This is a genomic window from Pedobacter nyackensis (genome assembly GCF_900176505.1).
GTDB classification, from domain to species: domain Bacteria; phylum Bacteroidota; class Bacteroidia; order Sphingobacteriales; family Sphingobacteriaceae; genus Pedobacter; species Pedobacter nyackensis.
The window spans coordinates 370,229-393,792 of record NZ_FWYB01000001.1; the positions used below are offsets into that span (position 1 = coordinate 370,229).

17 protein-coding genes are annotated in these 23,564 nt (G+C 38.3%); 12 read left to right on the forward strand and 5 right to left on the reverse strand.

Features of this window, described 5'->3' with window-relative positions:
- Positions 1-17: 17 nt before the first annotated feature.
- The 5 genes from B9A18_RS01590 to B9A18_RS01610 all read right to left on the reverse strand — a co-directional run bounded on the left by B9A18_RS01590 (position 18) and on the right by B9A18_RS01610 (position 7,808).
- The gene (locus B9A18_RS01590) at positions 18-3,377 is read right to left on the reverse strand and encodes a SusC/RagA family TonB-linked outer membrane protein (RefSeq protein WP_144009363.1); all 3,360 of its coding nucleotides are present in this window, start codon (positions 3,375-3,377) and stop codon (positions 18-20) included.
- Between the two features lie 144 nt (positions 3,378-3,521).
- Entirely contained in the window at positions 3,522-4,268 is a 747-nt protein-coding gene (locus tag B9A18_RS01595; protein WP_084286914.1) for a FecR family protein, read from the reverse strand.
- A 147-nt stretch (positions 4,269-4,415) separates the two neighbouring features.
- Positions 4,416-4,640 (reverse strand): hypothetical protein, encoded by a 225-nt coding sequence (locus B9A18_RS01600; RefSeq protein WP_144009364.1) that lies wholly within the window; start codon positions 4,638-4,640, stop codon positions 4,416-4,418.
- Positions 4,641-4,824: 184 nt separating this feature from the next.
- Positions 4,825-5,424, reverse strand: a complete 600-nt coding sequence (locus tag B9A18_RS01605; RefSeq protein WP_084286916.1) for an RNA polymerase sigma factor — start codon at positions 5,422-5,424, stop codon at positions 4,825-4,827.
- 83 nt (positions 5,425-5,507) lie between these two features.
- Positions 5,508-7,808, reverse strand: coding sequence for a S9 family peptidase (locus B9A18_RS01610; RefSeq protein WP_235005209.1), 2,301 nt, complete (start codon positions 7,806-7,808; stop codon positions 5,508-5,510).
- Positions 7,809-7,997: 189 nt separating this feature from the next.
- Here B9A18_RS01610 and B9A18_RS01615 point away from each other — a divergent pair, with 189 nt between their 5' ends.
- The 12 genes from B9A18_RS01615 to B9A18_RS01670 all read left to right on the forward strand — a co-directional run bounded on the left by B9A18_RS01615 (position 7,998) and on the right by B9A18_RS01670 (position 23,389).
- Positions 7,998-8,591, forward strand: coding sequence for an RNA polymerase sigma factor (locus tag B9A18_RS01615; protein WP_084286917.1), 594 nt, complete (start codon positions 7,998-8,000; stop codon positions 8,589-8,591).
- Between the two features lie 78 nt (positions 8,592-8,669).
- Positions 8,670-9,821, forward strand: coding sequence for a FecR family protein (locus B9A18_RS01620; RefSeq protein ID WP_084286918.1), 1,152 nt, complete (start codon positions 8,670-8,672; stop codon positions 9,819-9,821).
- A gap of 348 nt (positions 9,822-10,169) precedes the next feature.
- Entirely contained in the window at positions 10,170-13,625 is a 3,456-nt protein-coding gene (locus tag B9A18_RS01625) for a TonB-dependent receptor (RefSeq protein ID WP_235005210.1), read from the forward strand.
- Positions 13,626-13,684: 59 nt separating this feature from the next.
- Positions 13,685-15,121 (forward strand): RagB/SusD family nutrient uptake outer membrane protein, encoded by a 1,437-nt coding sequence (locus tag B9A18_RS01630; RefSeq protein WP_084286919.1) that lies wholly within the window; start codon positions 13,685-13,687, stop codon positions 15,119-15,121.
- Between the two features lie 77 nt (positions 15,122-15,198).
- Positions 15,199-15,654 (forward strand): hypothetical protein, encoded by a 456-nt coding sequence (locus B9A18_RS01635; RefSeq protein ID WP_144009365.1) that lies wholly within the window; start codon positions 15,199-15,201, stop codon positions 15,652-15,654.
- A 13-nt stretch (positions 15,655-15,667) separates the two neighbouring features.
- Positions 15,668-16,366: a hypothetical protein gene (locus B9A18_RS01640; protein WP_084286921.1), complete on the forward strand. Its 699-nt coding sequence runs from the start codon at positions 15,668-15,670 to the stop codon at positions 16,364-16,366.
- Positions 16,367-16,372: 6 nt separating this feature from the next.
- Entirely contained in the window at positions 16,373-17,086 is a 714-nt protein-coding gene (locus B9A18_RS01645) for a DUF1266 domain-containing protein (protein WP_084286922.1), read from the forward strand.
- A gap of 99 nt (positions 17,087-17,185) precedes the next feature.
- Complete coding sequence (locus tag B9A18_RS01650) at positions 17,186-17,749, forward strand: hypothetical protein (RefSeq protein ID WP_084286923.1); 564 nt, start codon at positions 17,186-17,188, stop codon at positions 17,747-17,749.
- An 11-nt stretch (positions 17,750-17,760) separates the two neighbouring features.
- Positions 17,761-19,293, forward strand: coding sequence for a DUF2931 family protein (locus B9A18_RS01655; RefSeq protein WP_084286924.1), 1,533 nt, complete (start codon positions 17,761-17,763; stop codon positions 19,291-19,293).
- A 452-nt stretch (positions 19,294-19,745) separates the two neighbouring features.
- A complete protein-coding gene (locus tag B9A18_RS01660; protein ID WP_084286925.1) occupies positions 19,746-21,302 on the forward strand; it encodes a discoidin domain-containing protein in 1,557 nt (518 codons plus the stop codon).
- A 188-nt stretch (positions 21,303-21,490) separates the two neighbouring features.
- Positions 21,491-22,090: an RNA polymerase sigma factor gene (locus tag B9A18_RS01665; RefSeq protein ID WP_084286926.1), complete on the forward strand. Its 600-nt coding sequence runs from the start codon at positions 21,491-21,493 to the stop codon at positions 22,088-22,090.
- Between the two features lie 105 nt (positions 22,091-22,195).
- Positions 22,196-23,389, forward strand: a complete 1,194-nt coding sequence (locus B9A18_RS01670; protein ID WP_084286927.1) for a FecR family protein — start codon at positions 22,196-22,198, stop codon at positions 23,387-23,389.
- Positions 23,390-23,564: the final 175 nt, after the last annotated feature.

The window sequence follows — 23,564 nt, forward strand, 5'->3', positions numbered from 1 at the left end:
TTCTTGGTTTTAAATGATCATAAACTTACCTTAATACCCAGCACTAATACTGTTAGTGGTGGAGTTGAAGGAACGCCCTTCTGACGAGTTTCTGGGTCTGCGCCTTCGTAATTACCAAAGGTGAACAGGTTCTGGCCATTGGCGAAAAGCCGGATACTCTGGAGTGCCAATTTCTGCGACCATGTTTTTGGTATCTGCCAGGAAAGCGATGCGTTATTCAGACGGAAATAAGTAACGTTTGTATAGCCTGCATCAGAATTACCTACATTTAAGAATCCCTGAAATACGGTAAAGCCATTGGCATATTTTTGAACCGTCGCAATATCCCCAGGTTTATGCCAGGCGTTAAGCACAGTAATAGGCTGATTTCCAGATTGCCTTAGCCCAGGACCAAAGCTATAACCAAAGTCAATATTTGGAACATTTTGCTTTGTGAAGTTGACAGAGATATCGAGATCAAAGCCTTTGTACCTAAAGCTATTTTGGAAGCCGCCATAAAATTCAGGGTATCTAGTATTTTCTATTGCATAGTTATCTGTTCCAGATTTCGGAGCGGTGGTAGGCTTTCCGTCCTTGCCTAGAAAAGTGTAAAGGCCATTAGCGGGATCTACACCTACATAATGAAACAGTTTCGATATGCCCGTAGAATACCCAACAACCAGAGATGCGTTGTAAGGGCTTTGAGCAAGGTTAGGAAAAGCGACCAGTTTATTATGGGGAGCGGTAAAATTAAATGACGAGGTCCAGCTGAAGTCTTTTGTTTCCATATTCCTGGTGTTTAAACTCAATTCTAATCCTGAATTTTGAACAATCGCAGGAAAATTAGCGGCTATACTTCCGAAACCGGTAGTACTTGGCTCGGTATAAGATAACAACTGATTTGAGGTACGATTGACGAAATAATTTGCGGACAAAACAATTCTATCTTTAAGAAACCCTAGATCCAAACCTAGATTTATTTTCTTAGTGAGTTCCCACTCCAGGTAAGGATTTTCCAGGTTTGCAGGATAAAATCCGCTCAGCCCCTGATAAGTGGTGGTAGTAGGGAGATATGAACTCAATACCGCGTAATTGCCTATTTGATCATTCCCAGTAGTTCCGTAGCTGGCTTTGAGTTTCCCAAAACTTAAGAATGAAAGGTTATCTTTTATAAGGCCTTCATTGGAAAAGATCCACGCAGCGCCTACCGACGCAAAATCATGGAACTGGTTAGCCGAACCAAATCGACTGCTACCGTCCCTGCGGGCCGATAGGTTCAGTAAATACTTTTCACCCCAGTTATAATTCAGACGTGCAAATAGAGCTGCGTATTTATATAGATATTCATTGGAAGATTTACTAGCAATTCGAGATGCCGCACCGAGATCGGCCAGATTCAGATCGCTCGAGTAACCAGCGCCTACTACAGTTCGATTCATTCCGCTCTCCTGATGAAAGGTAATTCCGGCTAAAGCTTCCAGTGCTCCTTTAAACAATATTCGTTTATAATTAATTTTAGGCTCGATGTTAGTAGAATTGATCTGGCTATTTATAAAACCGGAACTACTTTGGTTATTGGCTCTCTGTTGCGGTTCAAAGGTAGATGATGGTATAAATTCGAACTCGTCAGTTTGCTGATAGGTGTAGCCGAAAGTACTTGAAATATCCAGGCCCGACAGGATGTTATAGCTGATGTTACCACTACCTACCAGGTTTTTCGTTTTGGCATTATACTTAGCCAATGTGGAAGACAGTGGGTGTCCTCCGGGTAACCAGGTGCTCGCCCCTGCGGAATTAAGCGCCCAGTTTAAGCTGCCGTCAGCATTATAAAGTGATGGCGCATTGGGGGGAATTCGAATAGCAAGATTGAGTAGATCGACAGCGGGTAAACTGTTGTCATTATTTGAAAAGCTCACTGAAAAGTTTGTTTTTAGTTTTTTATTCTGCGAAGTATTATACAAATTCATGTGCACAGCGGTATTCTTATTGCTGAAATCTCCCGAATAGATACTTTTTACTTTATTAAAAGTACCACTAACAAGGAACTGGGTATTTTCACTACCCCCACTTAAAGTAGCTGAAGTGTTTATATTTTGCCCTAGACCGCCGCCTAAAACTTTTTGCCAGTTGGTGTAACGGTTGGTATCATAAATTTTAAGGTCGGGTGCATATCCCGGATCGCTGGGGTTAGCGCTTGGTATCCGGCCGTCGTTTCGCATAGCTTCTTCCCGTATGGCCACATATTGTTGGGTATTTAAAGTCGGAATAAAACGTGTATTCCAGGAAAAACCATCCTGAAAATTAAAATCAACACGGGTTTTGCCTGCAATGCCCTTTTTGGTAGTGATCAGGATGGCACCGTTCGCGGCCCTCGAGCCATAGATCGATGTCGCTTCGCCATCTTTCAATACTGAGATACTTTCAATATCGCCTGGGTTGATATAGTTCAAAGGATTGCTGGCGCCGACAAAAGATCCCCGGCTCATCACTTCAGAATTAAAAAAGACTCCATCTATCACATATAACGGCAGATTACCTTTACCAATACTGTTTGCGCCTTGTATCTGGATGGTTATAGGCGCTCCCGGAACGCCGCTGTTTTGAGCCACAAAAAGTCCAGGGACTTTTCCAATGAGTGCAAGCAATGGATTGGTTACTGGCTGCAGTTCAATCTCTGCGGCTGAAACCGACGTAACATTGCCCGTATTCAGCCGTGCCGAAGTAGTACCATAAGCGATTACCTGAACAGCATCTAATTTATTAGCGGCAAGAACCATATTTATTTTACCCAGGTTAGGTCTGGCGTTAAGTTCCTGTTTTTGATATCCTGTAAAGGAAATAACTATTGTGGAGCCCTCCGGCACATTTTTAAGTGTAAACTGGCCTTGGGCATCTGTAATAATAGCTTTGCCACTTTTCTTTACTATAGCAGTAGCGCCGGGCAGGGATCTGCCTTGCTCATCAAGCACAATACCTGTAACATCAATGTTGGTAAGATTTAGCGCATTTATTATCTTTTCGAGTATCCCTTCAGTTTTTTTGGAGATGACGACCGATTTGTTTTCGATAGAAAAGTCAAGGGGCTGGCCACGGAAAATTCTTTGAAGAACGGTATTCAATTCCTCGTTTCTAGCTTGGATGGTCACGGTTTTGGCGTCTTTTAAAATGTCAGCACTGAAGAGGAAATCGTAGCCGGTTTGGCTATTGATCTGATTAAATATCTCTACAAGTGTGGCGTTCTTAGCGGACAACGTGACCTTTTGCGCAAGCGTTTTTGCGCTAACGTGCAGCATGATAGTGATCATTATGAGTACGGTTATTTTCATGATCATCAACAGTTTGCGGATACAACCACGTGAATGTGGACGTACAATCCTTTTAAAATAAATATAGTACATTTGGTTAGTTTGGATTTTAGCGCTTGCCTTGTGTTTTCCAAGACCCTGGGGCCAGCGCGATGACAATTTTAAGTTAATTATTGATCCATTCTAAAGTCATTCCGGCTATGCTGGAGTGGCTTTTTTTAATGGCTAAAGTAGAGCTTATGGTATAACGGTGATCCTCCTTCCCTGCATTTTAAAATGAACTGTTTTTGTTTTTTCGAGCATTGCAAGCACTTCGCTTATATTTTTAGAGCGGGAAATTTTACCGTAAAATCCGTTATTCGTTATCCTTCCTGTGTAGGCAACTTCGATATTGTACCAGCGGGAGAGCTGCCGCATGATGGCGGGCAGATCTTCGCCATTAAAACGGAAATAGCCATTTTTCCAGGCAATAACTTCCTCAATGTCAGCTTTCTGTATACTCATTTTTTTGTTGAACGTTACAGCTTTTTCACTGGGTAGCAGCACTTTCGAGGTAGTGCCAGAACTAACCTTAATTGATCCTTCGAGCAGTGTAGTTTGGGTAATGGGCTCGTCAGCATAGGCGCTGATGTTAAATACTGTGCCAATCTCCTCGGTTATCTGCGTTGGGGTGATTACCCTTAAAGTTGATTTGGGGTTATGTATGATGTCACAATATATTTCGCCTGAAATTAATTCTATTTCATTGCCCTTGTTGTTATGTAGATTTTCCGGGAAACGGAGAGTAGTGGCGGTGTTTAGCACGATCTTACTGCCATCGGACAAGATCAGCGCTTGCGGTCTACCACCTGCGGGCACCTCGATGGTATCATAAAGAGGGGCCGTTGTATTTTCCGAAGCGCTATAGACGAGCTGCTGACCGTCAATTTTACGGATCATGGTACTGTCTTGCTGGAGAATAGCATCATTTCCTGTATCACTCAAAACAAAACTTTTGCCGCTGGCAGTCTTTAATATTGTTTTTTGAGAATACGGTTCGATGTCGGCGGTATAGATGTCAACCTTAGGATGACGGATGCTAATAAATGTCCCAACTCCGAGTAAAATCAGAATTGAAGCAGCTGCGATATTTCACCACAATTTCCAGGTTCTTTTCTCAGGAATCAATCGTTTTTGTATTCGCTCATAAACCCGGTCAATGTTTTGATGATAGTCAATGTCATTATTTTCATCGGGCCGTTCCAGGTCAGTGCGTATCAGTTGGTTGAGTTGTCCAATTTCGTCAGCATGAAAATATTGCATTAATTGCTTTACTTCCGCCGGTGTACAGTGGCCATCCACGTAGCGTTCAAACAAATTCTTTATAGCATCCACATCAAACATAGTAAGACTCTTTTATATATATACGAATGAGATGCCACCTGACCTCTGCTCTGCTTAAAATAAAAATGATAAATAACTAAATTCTTGAGGTGCTTGAATTGGCCCGATTATTTAATGAATTCGAATTAACGGTAAAATGAGGTATGGACGCAACTAATTATGTTAGGTCGCAAATGAGCAATGTTGCTAGCAAGACAATGGAAATTTTCCGATTGACAGCATAAATTGCTAAAGCTTTGTTAGCTTTTACAATATGATCACTAATTGTAGAAACAGACATGCCCAATAATTGGCTGGCTTCAACATAGGTTTTGCCTTCTAATTTACAAAGTATATATACTTTTCGTCGCTGTGTGGGCAATGTATCAATAGCTTGCTGCAATAAATGTTTGACTTCTGCCCCATGTTCGCTTTCCTCAACAGGGTTATAAAGTTCCGTCATCCCCTCGATAAGATAATCTAGCAATTGCTTTTCATAGGCTGCTCTGCGAAATAGATCGGTAACCAGATTTTGCGCTATGCGATACAAGTAAGCGCCGAATGGCTTTTCCAAATCGATGTTTTCCAAATTCTCCCATATACGCATAAAGACATCTTGAAGCAGTTCTTCAGCAATAGACTCGTGTTTAACAAGTCGTATCAAACGTTTAAAAATTTGTTCAGCGTATAATTTATATAAAGTAGCAAAAGCTTTCTTGTCGCCTGATTTAAGGCGAACCATCAGGTCCTGGTCGTTTTGAAGAAATTGACCATTCATGATGATTTGTATAAATTTAAGTTTATGAAATTATTAATAAATCTACAAAAAAAATAGTTAGAATGCATGAATTTGGAGGTGTGTTAATTCCTTGCACCCCTAATTTGGTAATCTTTAGGAGGCGTAGCGTTTAACAGATTGGTTACAAAATAATCCCATCTTCTTCGCATCATGTAAAGCATGGAAGCTCCAAAACTATGTCCACTATTAGGGAACAATAGTAAGTCGAATGTTTTATTTGCTTTAATTAAAGCATCAACAACCAACATCGTGTTAGATGGAGGTACGTTATTATCCATCATACCATGAACTAATAACAATTTACCCTTTAAGTTTTTAGCGTAATTTTGATTAGCCTGTGCTTCATAGTTAGCATTTTCAACCAGTCCATTATAGCGTTCGCCCCAATCGTCCTCATAATTACGGTTGTCATGGTTTCCTGATTCGGCTATACCAACTTTAAAGAAGTCGGGGTAACGAAACATTGCTGCTGCGGTGGCAAAACCACCACCCGAGTGACCCCAAATTCCAACTTTACTTGTATCGATAGGGAAACGTTGCGACAGTTGTTTAATAGCGGTAATTTGATCAGGAAGCGTATTGTCGGCCATGTTACCGTAACTCATATCATGATAGCTTTTAGAACGGAGAGGGTTACTAGTCCCCTCAATCATCACCACTATAAACCCTAGCTCAGCTAAAGCTTGATTATCTCCTCTAGAAGCTGAAAACGACCAGCTTGCTACACTACCCCCTTGTGGACCGGGGTAGATATAATCGATAACTGGATATTTTTTCTGTGGATCCATATTTGTTGGCGTAAATACCAAACCATATATATCCGTAGTACCATCATGTGCTTTTACCGAAACAGGAGTTGGCGCTTTCCATCCAGTAGCCTGTAAACGTGATACATCAGTTTTTTCCAATTCAGTAACCAGTTTGCGGTTCATACTGCGATAGGTCATTACCGGTGGCACATTAGGTTGAGAATAGGTATCGATAAAATAATTCCCAGTTGGTGAGAATGAAATTTGGTGGTTTCCTTCCTCTGGTGTAAGTGAAACTAAATTTTTGCCATCAAAACCTATTTTATAAAGGTGAGCGAAATACGGATTACCAGGCTCGCGGCCAACGGCCATAAATATAAGCTGACGATTCTTTTCATCAACTTTTAACAAACGCTTTACTACCCATTCGCCTTTAGTTATTTGGTTTTTAAGCTTCCCGGTTGTTGCATCATATAAATACATATGCCCCCAATTATCACGTTCCGAATACCAAAGTATCTCATTCGATTTTGGTAAATAACGCCAATTGATAGCGCCAATACCCGATTCGAATTGTGTTTTTACAACCTCTTCGAAAACCTCTCTAACTTCGCCCGTAGTAGCATTTGCAATACGGAATTTTTCTTCTTTATGGTCTCTGGAAGTCGATAAAAACGCCATTTCAGAACCATCGGCTTTCCAATCAATATCATCTAAGGCATTACCACTAGCAATATCGTCTCTTAAAGAGGCCCGGTGTGGATCTGGTGCAATTTTTAAATTTACTACCGTACCGGCTTCTACATCAATAATCACTCTTCTAATTGTTGGAATTTCTTTATCACCAGGTAAAGGGTATTTCCATGCTTTTAATACTGGTGTTCCTACATTTGTGGTAACCAGGTACATATCCCTACTCATGCGCTGATCTTGTTGAAAAGTCGCTACTTTTTTCGAGTCGGGCGACCATCTAACAATTGCTAGGTCGCTCGATTTCCACCCAGCATTATCAGTAGCATAGCCATAATCTTTAATTCCATCTTTAGTAAGCTGTTTTTTTTCGTTTGTGGCTACATCACGCACCCATAAATTGTAGTCTTTTATAAATACAGCTTTTGTGCCATCCGGCGATCCGCCAGCTACCGCACCACTACCTTCAGGAGCGGTGGCGATCTGAGTAGTAGGAGTAGAGTTATCAACGCTAGCTTTATAGGATGGTAATTCTACTTTCCATCTCTTGCCAGCTGCTGTAATAGCAATTGACTTTCCGTCGGCCGCATAATTAATCGCTGTAATTGGCAACTTGTTAGCCTCATAGGTTGTTCCAGTTACAGTAGAAAGAGCAGTTGCCATTTTCTGATGGTCGAACGCTGGAGATTTACCCTTTTTAGCAGGGTCTACTAAAATAAATTCAGTCCTTTGTGTAGTTGCAATCGAATACCAAAAGCGATCTCCGGTAAGCCAATTAGGGCTCAAATTATCCTTGTCTATATTATAGTACATGAATTTCTCGGCACGCTCATAATCTTTATCGGTTAGTGACTTGCCTTGTTGGGCCATTGCACTCAAAGTAAGTGCAAAACCCGTAACCACGAGTAAATATTTTTTTATCATGTTTATTAAAAAATAAGCTAAAGATCAAGCATAGCATGGCTTTTTTATACTAATACGAATGAGCACTAAGCAAACCTCTGCTCTGAAAAAAATAAAAACTATAAATGGATGAATTTCAAAATAAAAACTAAAAGCCCGAGTTGTTATTTATGATAGAATTATAGAATGGATTTTTAACTTAGCGGCTAAATGCCAGGACACACAGAAACTGAGGGAAGAAAGATTATCCTTGCTTTAAAAGCAGGGGATGAACTGGCATTCAGAAAGGTATTTGATCTGCATTTTCACAAGCTCTATATATTTTGCTTCCGCTTTTTAAAAAACAAGCAACATGCCGAGGAGATTGTTCATGACGCACTGCTAAACGTTTGGACAAATAGAGACAGGCTGGACGAAGAGCGTTCTATTTTACCTTATTTGTACACGATCACAAGGCGATTGGCATTAAATGCATTGAGGGATATTGCTACTTCCCAAAAAGCGATGGATGAGCTTTGGTTAAATATAGAAAGATTGAGTAATGAAACCGAGGAAATGGTTTTATTGAATGATCTGAGGCAATTTACAGAGCGTGCAGTGATTCATTTACCGGCACAGCAACAGCTTGTTTTTAGGATGAGTCGTTACGAAGAACTTAATTATGATGAGATCGCAGAACGGTTAAATCTATCCAGAAATACAGTAAAAAACCACCTGGTGGCTGCTTTGAAAACCTTGCGTACTAATTTTAATCAGTCGGATGCTGTCTATTTTTTATTCCTTTCTGTTGTGCTACTAAAATAAATTTCATTTCAACTAGTCCGAATTTGATTTTGCCGTGTAATACCCTATATCAACCCAATTGGGCAGGTAACAAATCCTATGGCAAACCAGGAACATTTAAATACTTTAATTAAACGATTTACTGATGGGACCATTAGTAAAGAGGACTATATTGAACTGATGGCCCATTTGAATAGTGCTAAAGATACTGATGAAGTTTTTTTAGCAATGGATAAGGTATGGGCGCCAGAAAGCATTGAGAAAGCGCATAGTCCGGAAGAAATGGATGCGCTTTATGATAAACTAATTAGTGATAAAGGATTTAAAAAGACAAGTAAGGTTAAGCTATGGCCAAAAATTGCCATAGCGGCTTCAGTAACAATTGCAATCAGCGCGGGACTCTGGTTTTATGTAGCTCATCAGCGCATGATTAATATCCAATCGCAAACGACCAATAAAAATGATATTTCACCTGGTCGCAATACGGCTACTTTGACGCTATCCAATGGCAAGCACATCAATCTTAGTGATGCTAAAAAAGGCCTTGTGATAGAGGCTGCCAAATTGAGTTATAATGATGGCACAGAAATTAAAGAAAGTAAGCCTACCTCGCTTTTAACGATAACAACGCCGAATGGAGGGATGTATCAGGTACGCTTGTCGGACGGGACAAAAGTATGGCTAAATGCAACCTCAATACTTAAGTTCCCTTCAAATTTCACTAAATCAAAATATAGAAAAGTTGAGCTGACTGGGGAAGCTTATTTTGAAGTAGAAAAGGATAAAACGATGCCGTTTATTGTGGCGAGTAGAGGACAAGAAGTTGAAGTACTTGGAACACATTTTAATGTGAATAGTTACGCAGACGAAGGTAGCATAAGGACTACGCTACTTGAGGGGGCGGTAAAGGTTACGAATCTTAAATCTAAAGCATCAAATTTTTTAAGACCTAATCAGCAAGCAATTTTAACTGGTGCTAATCAAATAGAAGTGAGAGATCTGGATGCGGAAGCATCAATATCATGGAAGAAGGGGGAATTTACGTTTGACAGGGAAGAGATCAGTAGTATTATGCGAAAGGTAGCCAGGTGGTATAACGTACAGATAGTTTATAAGGACAATTTAAATGGCGTTAAATTAACCGGAAGTGTATCCAGATTTGAAAATATTTCTAAGCTTTTAAAAGTTCTGGAAAATACGCAGGAAGTGAATTTTAAGATCGATGGCAATAAGGTCATTGTGACGAGATAAGAACCAACGAACATGAGAGAACCTTACGAAAGATGAATTAAATATTAAAGGGAGACTTAAAGCATGTTGCTTTTGCAGCATAATAATGAAAAACCGTAAAGTGGTTCGAAGCACTTTACGGCTAATAATTTGAGTCAACCCTTCCGGAGTTACCGGAAAAAACAATTAGCTATCAACTTACCGTCTTAACCCAAACTAAACAAAAGTATGAATTTAAATGCTTTTTACCTAGGTATGCCACGTCAGTGGCTTCCGCCAAAATCGTTGATTATGAATTCGGCTTTTCGTCTAATCAGCGATACCGATAAAAGAAAACTGTTTATGCGAGTTAAATTGATCATAGTTCTTATGACCAGTTGCTTATTGCAAGTGGGGGCAGCTGGTTTTGCCCAAACCATCACTTTGTCTGCAAAAAATACTTCCCTGGAGCAGGTGATGAAGAAAATTAAACTGCAAAGTGGTCTGGCTGTACTTTACGGCAGCGATTTGTTGGACCAGGCTAAAGTTGTGAATGTGAATTTTAAGAATGTTCAATTAACGGCGGCGCTTGATGAGATTTTTAAAGGTCAGTCGTTAGCCTATGAGATTCATGAGAAGACCATTGTTATTACACGAAAAAAGCCTTCTTATATAGATCGGATTTTGGCTGCCTTTAATGCTATAGATATTAAAGGACATGTAACCAATGTACAGAACTACAGCCTTGCATCTGTTAATGTAAGTATAAAGGGGAGTAAGAAAAGTACGGTTACTGGCCAGAAGGGTGAGTTTTCGTTAAATGTGCCCAATGAAGGAGTTACCCTTGTGTTTTCTTGTGTGGGTTACGTGACTCGTGAGCTGCCGGCAAAAGGAAATATGCAGGTGATATTGGAGGTGGAAACCAACAAGTTAAATGAAATGGTGGTAGTTGGATATGGGAGTGTTCGTAGAAAAGACTTGACTGGTTCTGTTGCTTCAGTAGATGTTTCTGAATTTAAAAATGTCCCTTTTGCTACCATAGATCAGGCTTTAACTGGTAAAGCCGCAGGTGTACAGGTTGTACAAGCTGATGGATCACCTGGTGGAGCCGCTAAGATCAGAATCAGGGGTGGAACCTCTTTACTGGGCGGAAATGACCCACTATACATTATCGATGGGGTACAAATGCAGGTTCAGAATAGATACCTGAAAAGTGCTGCAGAGATTGTGAGTCCTGTTGAGAATTTTGGTGGCGCTTATGCTGGTGATAATCCCGCAAATACAGTATCAGGTTCTTTCGCCAGGGGATTAAATAGTCTGGGGGGCTTAAATATCAATGATATTGAAAGTATCGACATCTTAAAAGACGCCTCTGCCACAGCGATCTACGGATCAAAAGCCGCCAATGGTGTAGTAATTATTAATACAAAAAAAGGCAAACTGAATCAAAAGCCTGTTTTTGAAGCCAATTATTATACCGGGGTAAGTAAACCTATCAAAGAAAAGCTTTTAAATAGGGATCAATACATCATGATTATAAAAGAAGCAGCTAAAAATCTGAATGATGTTAGGGCAGCTTTAAATGATCCGGTTACTTATCCACCAGATCCGGTAGCCACGGATATTTTAACGAATCCGGATTTTATGGGAACGGCCAATACCGATTGGCTTGATCTTGTGCTACGTAATGGTGTAAATACAAATGCTGATATTTCTGTAAGAGGTGGTGGCGCTGGTTCGCGTTATTATACTTCCTTATCCTATAACAAAAACAATGGGGTAGTTTTAGGGACTGATTTCAGTAGAATAGCGGGTAAAATAAATCTCGACAATGAGATAACGAGTAGACTCCGCATCAATACCAATTTGGATTATGGAGTAACGACCAATAACATTTCAAACGGGGTGTATACACAGGCACTTTTTGCTCCACCAACAATTAACCCATATAATGCAGATGGAAGTCCAAGGATTATAGTGGCGTCGGACAATGGTACAATGGATTTTGAAGGGTTTCAGAATCCATTATTACTGCTTAAAGGAGTGAACCGGGCAAATACCCTTTCTTTAATAGGATCGTTAGCTTTGGAATATGATATTCTGAAAGATTTAAAATTCAGAAGTACGGTTTCTGCGAACTATAACAACTACCGTCAGAACAATTATGTGCCAAGTACAGTTTTGATCAGTGACCAAAAAGGTGGGGGTCTTCCTGGAAGTTCTAACAATGGTATCGCTACCCAGGCGCAATCGCAGCATACCGATATCTTTTATGAAAATACGATTACCTGGAATAAACAATTTAATGAAAATAACAGGTTAAGTTTATTAGCAGGTACTTCATGGCAAATTACCAAAAGCAATTCTTTTTCGGCAAGTGGGCAGGGCTTTCCTGATGACGAATACTTAAATAACCTTTCTTCAGCTGCTTTAACATTGCCTGCCACAGGTGTTTCTGGTCAAAATTCTTTACTCAGTTTTTACTTGCGTGCGAATTACAGCTTGTTTGAAAAATATCTATTCACGTTTACCGGGCGTTCTGATGCTTCTTCTAAATTTCCGAAGAAAAATAGGGTTGGCTATTTCCCATCTGGAGGTGTAGGCTGGCGTATTTCCCAGGAAAACTTTTTAAAAGATGTAAAATGGATTGATGAGATCAAATTAAGGGCAAGTGCAGGTTATACCGGTACGCAAAATATTGCTGATAATCTTTTTTATACGCTCTATTCACCGGTATCTTACAATGGATTAAACGGGTTGGTGCCATCGCAATTGGGCAATGAAGGGCTCAAATGGGAATCAACATTACAGAAAGACGCAGGCATAGATTTCCAGTTCTTTAATTCGCGCTTGAGTGGTGGGATTGGTTATTACGAAAAATCAACAACGGGGGTATTGTTTCCTACAACAGTAGATAGAACTTCAGGTTTTTCGGGGGTAACGGCCAATATCGCTGACATCAGAAACCGTGGATTAGAAGTTACGCTAAGGGCTGAATTTATTCGCAACAAAAATGTGCAGTGGTCTGGTACTTTTAACATTTCGGGGAACAGATCTAAAGTGCTTGCGCTCTCAAATGATTTCGCGGATCCATCTAACCCAAAAGTATATAGATATGGCAATACGGTGCTAAAAGTAGGAGAGCCATTGGGCTTGCTTTATGGGAATGTTTTTGAGGGCTTGTTTAGAACACAACAGGAAGTAGATGATTTCAAAGATAAATATCCTAATTATATGAGTTTAATGTACTCTCTAGGTGTTGGCGATGCTCGATACGCATTGGATCCTACTAAAAATCCAAACTTTATTTTTAATAAAACAGATATTATTGGTCATGCGGAGCCTAAATATTATGGGGGATATACCAATAGCATTACCTACAAGGATTTTAGCCTCATTGCTTTGGCTACCTTTTCTTATGGAGGGGATATTTTTTATCTAGCGGATATACAGAATCAGAATACACTTTTAAGGACGAATAAAGGCGTTAAAATTTTAGAAAGGTGGACACCGGAAAACCCTAACACAAACAGGCCGAGACTAATTTTAGGTGAATCAGATTTTACCACCGCAGAATCGGCAAGTAATAATGTTTATGATGCTTCTTATATCAAGTTAAAGTCGGTTACCCTAAATTACCAATTTCCAAAAGTGTTGATGGATAAGCTAAAACTGACCAATGCCTCGGTGTATGTTTCTGCTACGAATCTTTTTACGATTACAAATTATCCAGGCGCTGATCCGGAGGTGAGTAATGATCCGTATAGCTTAATCGGTGGATATAGCGACAGTGGTAGTTATCCTACGGTAAGGCAGTTAAGTTTAGGGCTTCGTTTTGGATTTTAACTGTGGAGCATTAAGCAATGCGAATAAAAGAAATGGGAAATAATGAATAATAGAAGATCATGATATATATATATAAATATTTAGTGTTGGGCGTGGTCCTTACAACCTTTTGTGCCTGTGAAAAAGAACTGGGTGCTTTACCCAAAAATGATAAAGTTGAGGCCAATACAATTCTTGATCAGGGGACTGCTCAAATTGCATTGAATGGCGCCTATTACTATTTTGCGAATGCAGTTATGGCTAAAACCAGGTGGCAGTCGCACCAGGTAGCGCCAGCCGAATTAGCGGGGTATATGGGCTATGGCTATGGTGGTTTCGGAATGGAATGGAGCAATAAAAACACCAATATACAAAGCTACTACTGGGAGGAGTCTTATAAGTTAATTAATGCAGTAAATGGAGTGGTAACCGGGGTAAATAAATTGGCGGAAAATAAATTTACTGGTGCACGAAAAAAGGAAATCATTGCTGAAGCCCGTTTTTTAAGAGCTTATGGACATTTTAAAATATTAACGTTTTATGGAGAATGGTATAAAGCGGACAGTCCGTATGGAGTCTTGCTTAGAGATAAACTATCTACAATTAGTAATATCGCTAAACCAAGAAGTACTGTAAAAGATAGTTATGATTTTATTTTGGCGGATCTGGATGATGCTATTGCAAACGGCTCAGAAGAAAAGTCTGGTGTTTATGCAACTAAATGGGCAGCCATGGCCTTAAAAATGCGTGTTTTAATGAGTCGTGGTAAAGCCGCAGACTATACCATGTTAATTGGATTGGCAGATGAAATTGTAGCAGAGGGACCTTTTACTTTAGAGCCTAAAGCCAGGGATATTTTTCAGAAAAATGGGTTAAGTAGTAGCGAAGTTATTTTGGGAATTAAACCACAGGCTGGACAAGAGTTGGATTACAATGCCAAAAGCTGGCAATATTGGCCCGGACATTCGGTTTTGTATGTTGCGACACCCATGCTGAAAGATCTTTACAATAACGATCCTCGTCAGGCTTGGGTAATAGGGCCTAAAAGGGGGACTACTACTGTAAGTTATTTTCTAAATAAGTACATGGTCGTAGGTGGAATTCCTACATTAGTTTCAGAAACAGATTATGCCCTACGCTTAACAGAGGTTTATTTGTTAAAAGCCGAAGCAATTGTTCGATCGGGGGGCAGTTTAGCTGATGCTAAGACCGTAGTTCACGAGGTACAAGAAAAGGCCGGAATTACCAATTCAGTAAATTTCATTCCTTACAATGCTGTCGAAGATGCAAATACACCTTCGGATCTATTGATGGAGATTTACAAGGAGACCGTGAAAAGTTTGATTGCAGAAGATGGTATGGAATGGATGGCGCTGCTTAGATTGCCTTTTGCTACGGTAAAGCAAATAAAACCAACTATTATCAGTCAACAGTTGTATATACTACCAATACCCAAAGATGTGTTTGTGTACAATCCTTTATTTGGTGATCAAAATCCAGGTTACATTAAAAATTAAATCATGATAAAGAAATTAAAATGTATAACGCTACTATATTGAAATCACAGAAAATTAAAAATTTAACAAAAACAGATATGACAAAAAAAATCCTTTTAACAACAATCATCGCGCTTTCTTCAATGCATTTTGTATCGGCAAAAGCAAAAATTCCAGTGTGTTTTCCTTGTGAAACATTACAAACTATTCAAGAATTACCCACAGATTCTGAAATTCAAAAATTGGCTGGACAAAAAGTAAACCTATCGTATATCAATAATGAATATGGAATTCTTTGGATGTCGATTTGGAACACTAATGGAAGATATATATTGAGTGATATTTCAAATAATACATACTTTGAAATTGATCCTCAAGCAGCAAAAATTCTAAAAGAGAAACATAACTTTGATGTAGAAACAGCACAAAGTCCTTTGTCTTTTTGGAAAACAATAGGCGGAAAGCTTGTTTTTTCAATTATTCTGGGGCTATTGATTTGGGGAAGTATTCCTTCGAAAAACAAAAATAGAGACGTAAAACCAGTTAACATTTAAAATAAAAAAAACTATGAATCCCTTATTTTTAATTCCAGTAGTATTAGTAATCGCAGGTGTGTGTTTTATGATATATATGAATAAAAAACACCAAGAGGCAAAAACAGAAATTGACCTCGATGTTGAAAGAACTAAGTATGAAACTTACAAACAAGAACTATTAAATGAAGACTTTTCGCAATTGAAACAATGGATGAAAGGAAAAACTATTGACGCATTTACCTCTGCGTCTGTTCCACAATCAACAACCAATAAAGTTCAGGAAATCCTAAGTGATGGAATGAAAAACGTAGCATTATCTGCAATTGGTGTAAAGCTAAAAAGAATAGAAACAGATTGCTTTTGGGCTTTAAGTGGAAGCGATTTACATTTTTTTAGTACCGATACAGTTGGTGAACTGGATGAGCATATCGTATTTGATAATTTTCGAATTGAAGAAGCAAAACTTCAATATGGAGGTATATTAAAATCGCAATTGGGTGTGTATTCAAAATCTTCCGAAGAATATTTACCTAAAACACATATCATTACGTTCAATATTGATGGTAGTCCTTTATCGCTGGAAATTCACGATAGACTAAACTATGTGCCAGACCCAACAGATATTTTGAACTTGAAAAAACAATTAATGACAAGAGCCAAATATCAAGTAGCAGGCGAAAAATTTGTAAATATATTGCAAGACAAATTTCCAAATTTAAACTTAGCATAAGTTTCTATGAGCCTGTTTTCAAAAATATTTAACGCTTTTAAAAGCATAAGATTAAATGATAAAAATATATTGACTGGTCATTCTTTAGACTGCTTGCTCATTAGTTCAATGTACGCAGAACAACAATATGCGTACTTAAATTCCTATGAAACAGGTTTAAATAAATCAGTTTTAAAAACAATAGTTGAAACATATTGGGATATATATAATCGAGATAAGGCAATAGAAATTCTTCAGGATTTGCATGAAAGAAATCAAGATTTGAACGTAGACATAGTTTATGATGCTTTTGAAAGTAGCGAAAATTATGTTGAAATTTTGAAATCAAACTTGCCAAAAGAGGAAGGTGTTTTTGAATATTATTTAGATTTATATAGAAAATTAAGCAACATAGTGCCTGAAATTATAGAACAAAATGTAATTACTAACTTTTCACAGATAAAAAAGACAAAAGATATTGCCTGGAATTATGGAAGAGGTGCGTTTTTATCACGTTGTTGTTATGAGTTAGGCTATCTTTCTGAAATAGAATTGAAAGATTATTTAGAAAAATCATACAGAGAATTAAAACACCATTGTGCTACCTGGAAAGAATATACAACCAGTTATATTTTTGGAAGAGCAATTTGGGGAGGTTCTAATAACGAAGGAATGATACAAATTGCAGATGATTTACTAAACAACGAAAAAAGTCCGTTAAAAAGTAAAAACTATTTGTAAAAATGCCTACCGCACAATAGTCGTTTGAAAAAAAAGCGGGTTCCGGGCAGACAGATAGTCTGGTGGCTCGGAATCCGCTAAAATCCATAATCTATACTAATGAAAATTAGATTTATACTTTTTCTTGTAGTTGCTTTTAGTTGTAAAAACAGAAATACCTCTTCCAAATATGCTGGAAATGATAAAGTTGTAGAAACAATAGTTGCGGGAAAAAGTAAAACGTTTTTTGTTGGTGATGTCAATAATGACAAAATAAATGATACAGCGTATATAAATCTGCAACTAAGTGGATCAGCGGACGAAATTGGATGTGATGAGAAAAACGGTTACATCAATGTTGAATTTAATGAAAATATCCCCAAAATAAGTTTGAACCAAAGTTTAGGCGTTTTTATATCAAGAACTGAAGACTTGAATAATGACAATGCGAATGAAATGCTAATTTTTTCTCGAACAAATGCAGGTTGGTGGAACGATGTTTCTGTTTGGTCTTTTAAAAACAAAAGCTGGACAATAATCGCGATAACTAAAGCATTTATTTCGGATGACGAGGATTTTGAAAATAGAATAATAAAAGAGAATGGCAGTTATTATTTGATTGGACAGAATCCCTGGGAAGAAGATGAAAATGGAGACTTTAAAAAAATAAGCGTAAAAATATAAAATCGAATCCAATGACTTTCAAATCTATCATCTCCGCTATCCTGGTTGCCATATTGGGTTTGTTCTTTATGCTAAGTACGCAAAATGCCGATTTAAACTTGGTGTATGCAACCTTATGCTGTTCGCCATATGTTATTTTAATGACGATTTTCTATTTTCATTTTAACTACATCCGTAGAAAGCTAAATCTGCTTCATGAGCCAGATATCTTCTTCGAACTTGCTTATGGTTTTGTATTTTATCTTGCTTTCTGTGTGCTTTTGCCAGTGCTGTTATTTGTCGGTTCAATCGGCGATGCTTATGAACACAAGCTGTATGCGGATTTAGGTGATCTCATTTTCGAAATGTTCCCCATATTTTTAATCCTGAGTAGTTTTCTCGCAGTTTTTAGCAGTTTAATAATAGGTTGGGCTATTAAGTCATATAAAACATTGGTTGCCGTTATTATCATATGTGTAATTTCAATACCGATAACATACAGCATTGCCCTGGATACCCATCAATATAATAGGGCAAAACAAAAGGCCGAAACCATTGCAAATAATATAAAAGAAGGCTACTATGAATGGCATGGCTCCATGAGCAACCCAACGGCCTATCCTGTGCAATTGTATAAGGGTTATTTTATTTTTCCTAAAGGTGAAAAGTATGAATTTACTTTTAGTGAAGGCAACACCGTAAATTACGAAGCGCAATGGGGAGAAGATGGGGGAGATACTGGTAAACAAACAATGTCACTGCCCAAAGCGCTGGATATTACCTGGTATTCTTTTGCTGAAGATATTTTTTACCGGGTGAATAGCCCTATCGATTATAATAAATTGCAAATGCTTTTCAGCAAGCCTTATGCTGATAAAAGAGGTGCCCGGAATTTTGAGGAAAACTATGACAAGATTATTATAGGTTTTGCGCCCGGTGGCCTGATGGTGATTTGGGCGGATGGAACTGGTCGTCGCCGAATAGAAATTGGACATTTCCAAGCCGAAAAAGTAACCATTTCTACACCAGTTTCCAACAAAGGGAAGCTAGAATATGGCAATTTATTTAACCTCGAATGGCGCAAAAAAGTATTAACGGATACTATGATTGTACCTTTAAAAATACAGCAACTTACAAAAAATAAGCCCATTCCTTATGGTTATTGGGATAAACTGCGAACAAGTTACAACTGGCGTCCAACGTTTGTAATATCCCCGGAAATAAAAATCCATGACGCCGATTTTAGCTTTTATAACGCCGAACGTTTTGTGTTTTTGGATGAAAGCCTGCAAAACAATGTGCATGAAAAACGGGGTATTCCAGAAAATGTATACATAAAATGGTACGACAAAAATGGCAATCGCTGCGCTGTAGATTTTGAGTTTAACGAAGAGAAAACCTTTAAGAAATTTGATACTTTTTTTAACCTCCGAAAAAACACTCGTGCTGAATTGGAATTTAATATCAACCAAATAAGTAAAACGGCAACTGCAACCCTAAAAAATGGCAAAGAACAACTCGTGCTTTTAGAGAGTGAAATTATAGAATATGGAAAAAAATATTAATTAATTATGGGATAGGGAAAATTTCATGTCAATGGCTGATAGTGTGTGTCGGATAGTCAAATTTAACCGAAGGCCTTTAGATTAATCTCTGAAGGCCTTTTGCTTTTGTTCTGAAAATTTTCAATTGAAAGGTAAGCCCCCTTCAGGCAAGCAAAGCCTATATTTCTTGTTGTCGTTAATATGGGTTTAAAATATCGTTATGGGTATAAAAATGACTTAAAATACAAAATATTCCTACATATTAAACAGGATTGTCGGCATAATTTGTCGATTGATCGCCTCAAATTTACCCTATACTATTGTACCATAGTAGCCAATATCTAACCTAACCAAATTCTCGCATGAACAGAAGATGTTTGATCTCTATTAGCCTAATTATTAGTAGCGTCGCCTCTCCCCACAATGGATCGAGTGCAATCAACCCATCAATATAAACCAATAAACTAATCAAAATGAAAAAAACATCCCTATTGTTGTGCCTGCCGCTTTTTTTTGCAGCTTGTACGAAAAATGTTCCGGTAGAAATCGTTGAAGCAACACCCCCGGTAGTTGTAGATACTGGCTTTACAAGTGATCATACTTATAATTTAAATGTGGTTTATTTTGTCCCTACCGATAACCCGGCTAAAGCAGAATATGAACGCCGCTTGAGTGATATTATGCTATCTGCACAGACTTATTATGGCAATCAGATGCAGGCTAATGGCTATGGATTTAAAACTTTTGGTTTATTGACCAATCCCAGCAAAACAAGAATTAAAATAATCACCATACCGGCAAAATATACCTGTGACAAGTATACTGATGCTAATTTAGCTGGTATACTTGCTGAAGTAGAAGACTATTTTACAGCCCACCCTGGTGAAAAAACAGGTGACCACAATCTTATCATCAGTCCCTCGCAGCCAAGTGGCATCGGTAACCCTTACGTTGGTTATGGAAGAAGCTGTTTTTGGCCGGACAGAGGAGAAGAGGTTACCAGCACTACTGGGATCGGGGGCTTAATGCATGAATTAGGACACGGTATAAATTTACCCCACAACAGACAACGGGAGTCAAGGATAAATGACCCGAACTACGGGACTTCCTTAATGGGGAGTGGTAATGGAACTTACGGAAAATCCCCTACCTTTCTTACTGAAGCCGATTGTGCTATTTTAAATACCAATCAGGTTTTCCAAAAGAATACTTCCATCACTTATTATGGAGCGGTAACAGCTAAGATCAAAAGAATGTATGCCTCTTATTCAGTTGCTAAAGGAGTCATTATTGCCTCGGGAAGATTTACCAGCAGCGTACCGGTTACCGATGTGACCTATTATCTGGATCCTAATCATAATAATGAAGGAGTTGGAGTGAATAAAGACTATAATGCAGTAACCTGGAGCACGAAAGTAATAGGGACTGATAGTTTTTATGTGGAATTACCGATGACTGAAATGAGTGATACTTATAAAGCTAATAATCCTGCAGAATTAAAAGTAAAACTGGTTCACGAAAATGGAAAGATCACGAACACTACCTTTAATTTTAACTTTTTAAATAACATTCCGGTTATCAATATTGCTCCATCTGGTTTTGATAAAAGTGAATGGACGGTAATTGATTTTAGTTCGCAGGAAACTGTAGCAGAGAACAAACCCGCCAGTTACATGATAGATGATGATAAAAATACTTTTTGGTTCGCCAAGTATTCCTCTCCGGCAGCAGTTTTACCTCACTATGTTACCATCGACATTTCTCATAGTGTTACTGCTGATGGTTTTACAATCCTCCTACGATCGGGCGCATACCGTGCTGTAAAAGATGTGGAGATCCTGACCAGTTCCGATAATCTAACCTGGACCTCTGCTGGTAATTTTGTCGTACCAAAGGTTGACACGGAATCTAAAATTCCTTTCGGTTCTTCTAAAACGTTCAGGTATTTTAAAATTATTGTAAAGTCAAATTATGATACCGTTGAACCAAATAAGTCATGTATTGTAGAACTAGGATTATATAAAAATTAGTCGAATGGGATCAGAGTAGTGTAAATTCTGATCCCAATCTTCCAGCACAATGCGAATGAATTGCTGATTCGGGAATACGGATTTCCTTTAAAAAAATATACATGATAAATATTAATCAATAGAATAGTGTTATAGAAGATGAGATTTTAAATACATTTGCATCGTAAGTATGTACATGGAAATAATTGATGGCTACCATTACTAAAACTGATGAGAAAACTCTGCTACTTCAGCTGAAGCAGGGAGACGAACTCGCTTTTGAGATTTTGTACAATAATTATAAGTTTAGACTGGCGGGGAACCTGTTTAAACTACTCAAGTCTGATGATCTGGTGAAGGAAATCTTACAGGAACTCTTCTTTAAAATATGGGAGGGGAGAGCTCAGATAGATCCTGAGAAATCTTTTAAATCATACTTATTTCGTATTGGAGAAAATCTTGTGTATGATTATTTCCGAAAAGCTGCCAAAGATAAAAGATTGATGAATAAGATAATGGATACTAGTTCTGAGATTTACTTGCATATTGAGGAAGATATACTCAGTAAGGAAAATGCCGAATTGCTTCAAAAGGTTGTTGACCTAATGCCACCACAACGGAAACAAGTGTTTACGCTTTGTAAACTGGAAGGTAAGTCTTATAAAGAGGTCGAACAGATTCTGGGTATTAATGCCAAAACGATCAGTAGTCACATGTTGCAGGCCAATAGGTTCTTGAGAAATCACTTTAAGCCTTCAGCAGGGATAGTTGTTCCAATTTTTTTGGGCCTTTTATTGAAAGGCTTCTAACTTCATTCTGGTGTTATTTACTGTTCTGAGATTTATTTATTAATATTTTCTTAACAGACTAAGGACTTTTTCCCGCAGCTCCGTATTAGCTGTAAAAATTGAATCTTGAAAAATTCCGAACAACTCAAATTACGCTTTGAAAAGTATCTGGCTGGACACTGCACTTTAGAAGAAACGCAGAGTCTGATGGATCATTTTCACCTTGATGAAGATAGCGCTCTGTTGAGAGAAATGATTGTAGAGACTTTAGATGTACAGGATGAAAGTTATCCGTTCAACCCTATGATTGTTGAACTTGTTGCTAAAGTTGATACCGATTTGTTCTTGCAAATTCATGCTGAGGATGGAGGAAGGTCAATGTACAAACATAGAGCGCTAAAGCTATGGTATCGTATTGTGGCAGTTGCTGCAATAGCAGCTTTAGTATTTTTTGGTGTTCATTTCTTCAAAACTAATGATGGAACTGGCATACACCCGATCCGGTTAACTGCTAAAGAGATTGTGCCTGGAAGTGTTGGTGCGACCCTTACACTTGCAGATGGTAAAACGATTGAGTTATCAAATGCGGTAAATGGGGAGCTGGCCAGAGAATCTGGTGTGGTCATCACAAAATCTTCCGATGGTAGTCTGGTGTATGAAATCGAGCAGTCTTCTGTTGAACTAAACAGATTAAACACCTTGTCTACTGCTAAGGGGCAAACTTACCAGGTTCGCTTACCAGATGGATCTTTAGTCTATTTAAATGCAGCTTCAAGTTTAACCTATAAGACGTCATTGATTGAGAATGGAAAGCGGATTGTCAGTCTTCAAGGTGAGGGGTATTTTGAAATTGTTAAAGATAAAGCGCACCCTTTTATTGTAAAAACACACAACCAGGAGGTAGAAGTTTTAGGTACACATTTTAACATCAGTAGTTACCAGGATGATGCTGTAGAAAAAACCACCTTACTTGAGGGAAGTGTTAAACTGAGCGCCTTTGGTAATTTTAGGATTTTAAAGCCGGGTCAACAGGCGAAACTTATTGACGGTAAAATGAGCGTTGAGGAAACAGATACTGATTTAGCCATAGCCTGGAAGGACAATAAGTTTGTATTTGAAAGTGAACCGATAGAAAGGGTAATGAAATTGGTTGAACGCTGGTACAATGTAGAAGTCGTGTATGTCGGAGATAAAACACTTGAAAAATTCACTGGAAATATCTCCAGGTTCGACAATATATCAAAAGTGCTTCAGGTTGTAGAATTGACAAAAACAGTACATTTTAAGATTGAGGGAAGAAAAATTTACGTATCGAAATAAATCAACAAGATTATTCACAATTAGCTTAAAAATATGAAAGTAAAACTACGATAGTATAAAAATAGAAAACGAACCAGAAGTGCTTTGTGGCACTCCTGGTTGTAGTTTGGAACATTTAATTAAAAACAAACTGTTAAAACTACAGATACCTGGCCCGTCGAAAGAAAAGGTATCT

Coding starts and splice junctions, on each gene's coding strand:
- B9A18_RS01590 (WP_144009363.1), bottom strand. CDS start 3,377: ATGTACTATATTTATTTTAAAAGGATTGTACGTCCACATTCACGTGGT.
- B9A18_RS01605 (WP_084286916.1), bottom strand. CDS start 5,424: ATGAATGGTCAATTTCTTCAAAACGACCAGGACCTGATGGTTCGCCTT.
- B9A18_RS01610 (WP_235005209.1), bottom strand. CDS start 7,808: ATGATAAAAAAATATTTACTCGTGGTTACGGGTTTTGCACTTACTTTG.
- B9A18_RS01615 (WP_084286917.1), top strand. CDS start 7,998: ATGCCAGGACACACAGAAACTGAGGGAAGAAAGATTATCCTTGCTTTA.
- B9A18_RS01620 (WP_084286918.1), top strand. CDS start 8,670: ATGGCAAACCAGGAACATTTAAATACTTTAATTAAACGATTTACTGAT.
- B9A18_RS01625 (WP_235005210.1), top strand. CDS start 10,170: ATGACCAGTTGCTTATTGCAAGTGGGGGCAGCTGGTTTTGCCCAAACC.
- B9A18_RS01630 (WP_084286919.1), top strand. CDS start 13,685: ATGATATATATATATAAATATTTAGTGTTGGGCGTGGTCCTTACAACC.
- B9A18_RS01635 (WP_144009365.1), top strand. CDS start 15,199: ATGACAAAAAAAATCCTTTTAACAACAATCATCGCGCTTTCTTCAATG.
- B9A18_RS01640 (WP_084286921.1), top strand. CDS start 15,668: ATGAATCCCTTATTTTTAATTCCAGTAGTATTAGTAATCGCAGGTGTG.
- B9A18_RS01645 (WP_084286922.1), top strand. CDS start 16,373: ATGAGCCTGTTTTCAAAAATATTTAACGCTTTTAAAAGCATAAGATTA.
- B9A18_RS01650 (WP_084286923.1), top strand. CDS start 17,186: ATGAAAATTAGATTTATACTTTTTCTTGTAGTTGCTTTTAGTTGTAAA.
- B9A18_RS01655 (WP_084286924.1), top strand. CDS start 17,761: ATGACTTTCAAATCTATCATCTCCGCTATCCTGGTTGCCATATTGGGT.
- B9A18_RS01660 (WP_084286925.1), top strand. CDS start 19,746: ATGAAAAAAACATCCCTATTGTTGTGCCTGCCGCTTTTTTTTGCAGCT.
- B9A18_RS01665 (WP_084286926.1), top strand. CDS start 21,491: ATGGCTACCATTACTAAAACTGATGAGAAAACTCTGCTACTTCAGCTG.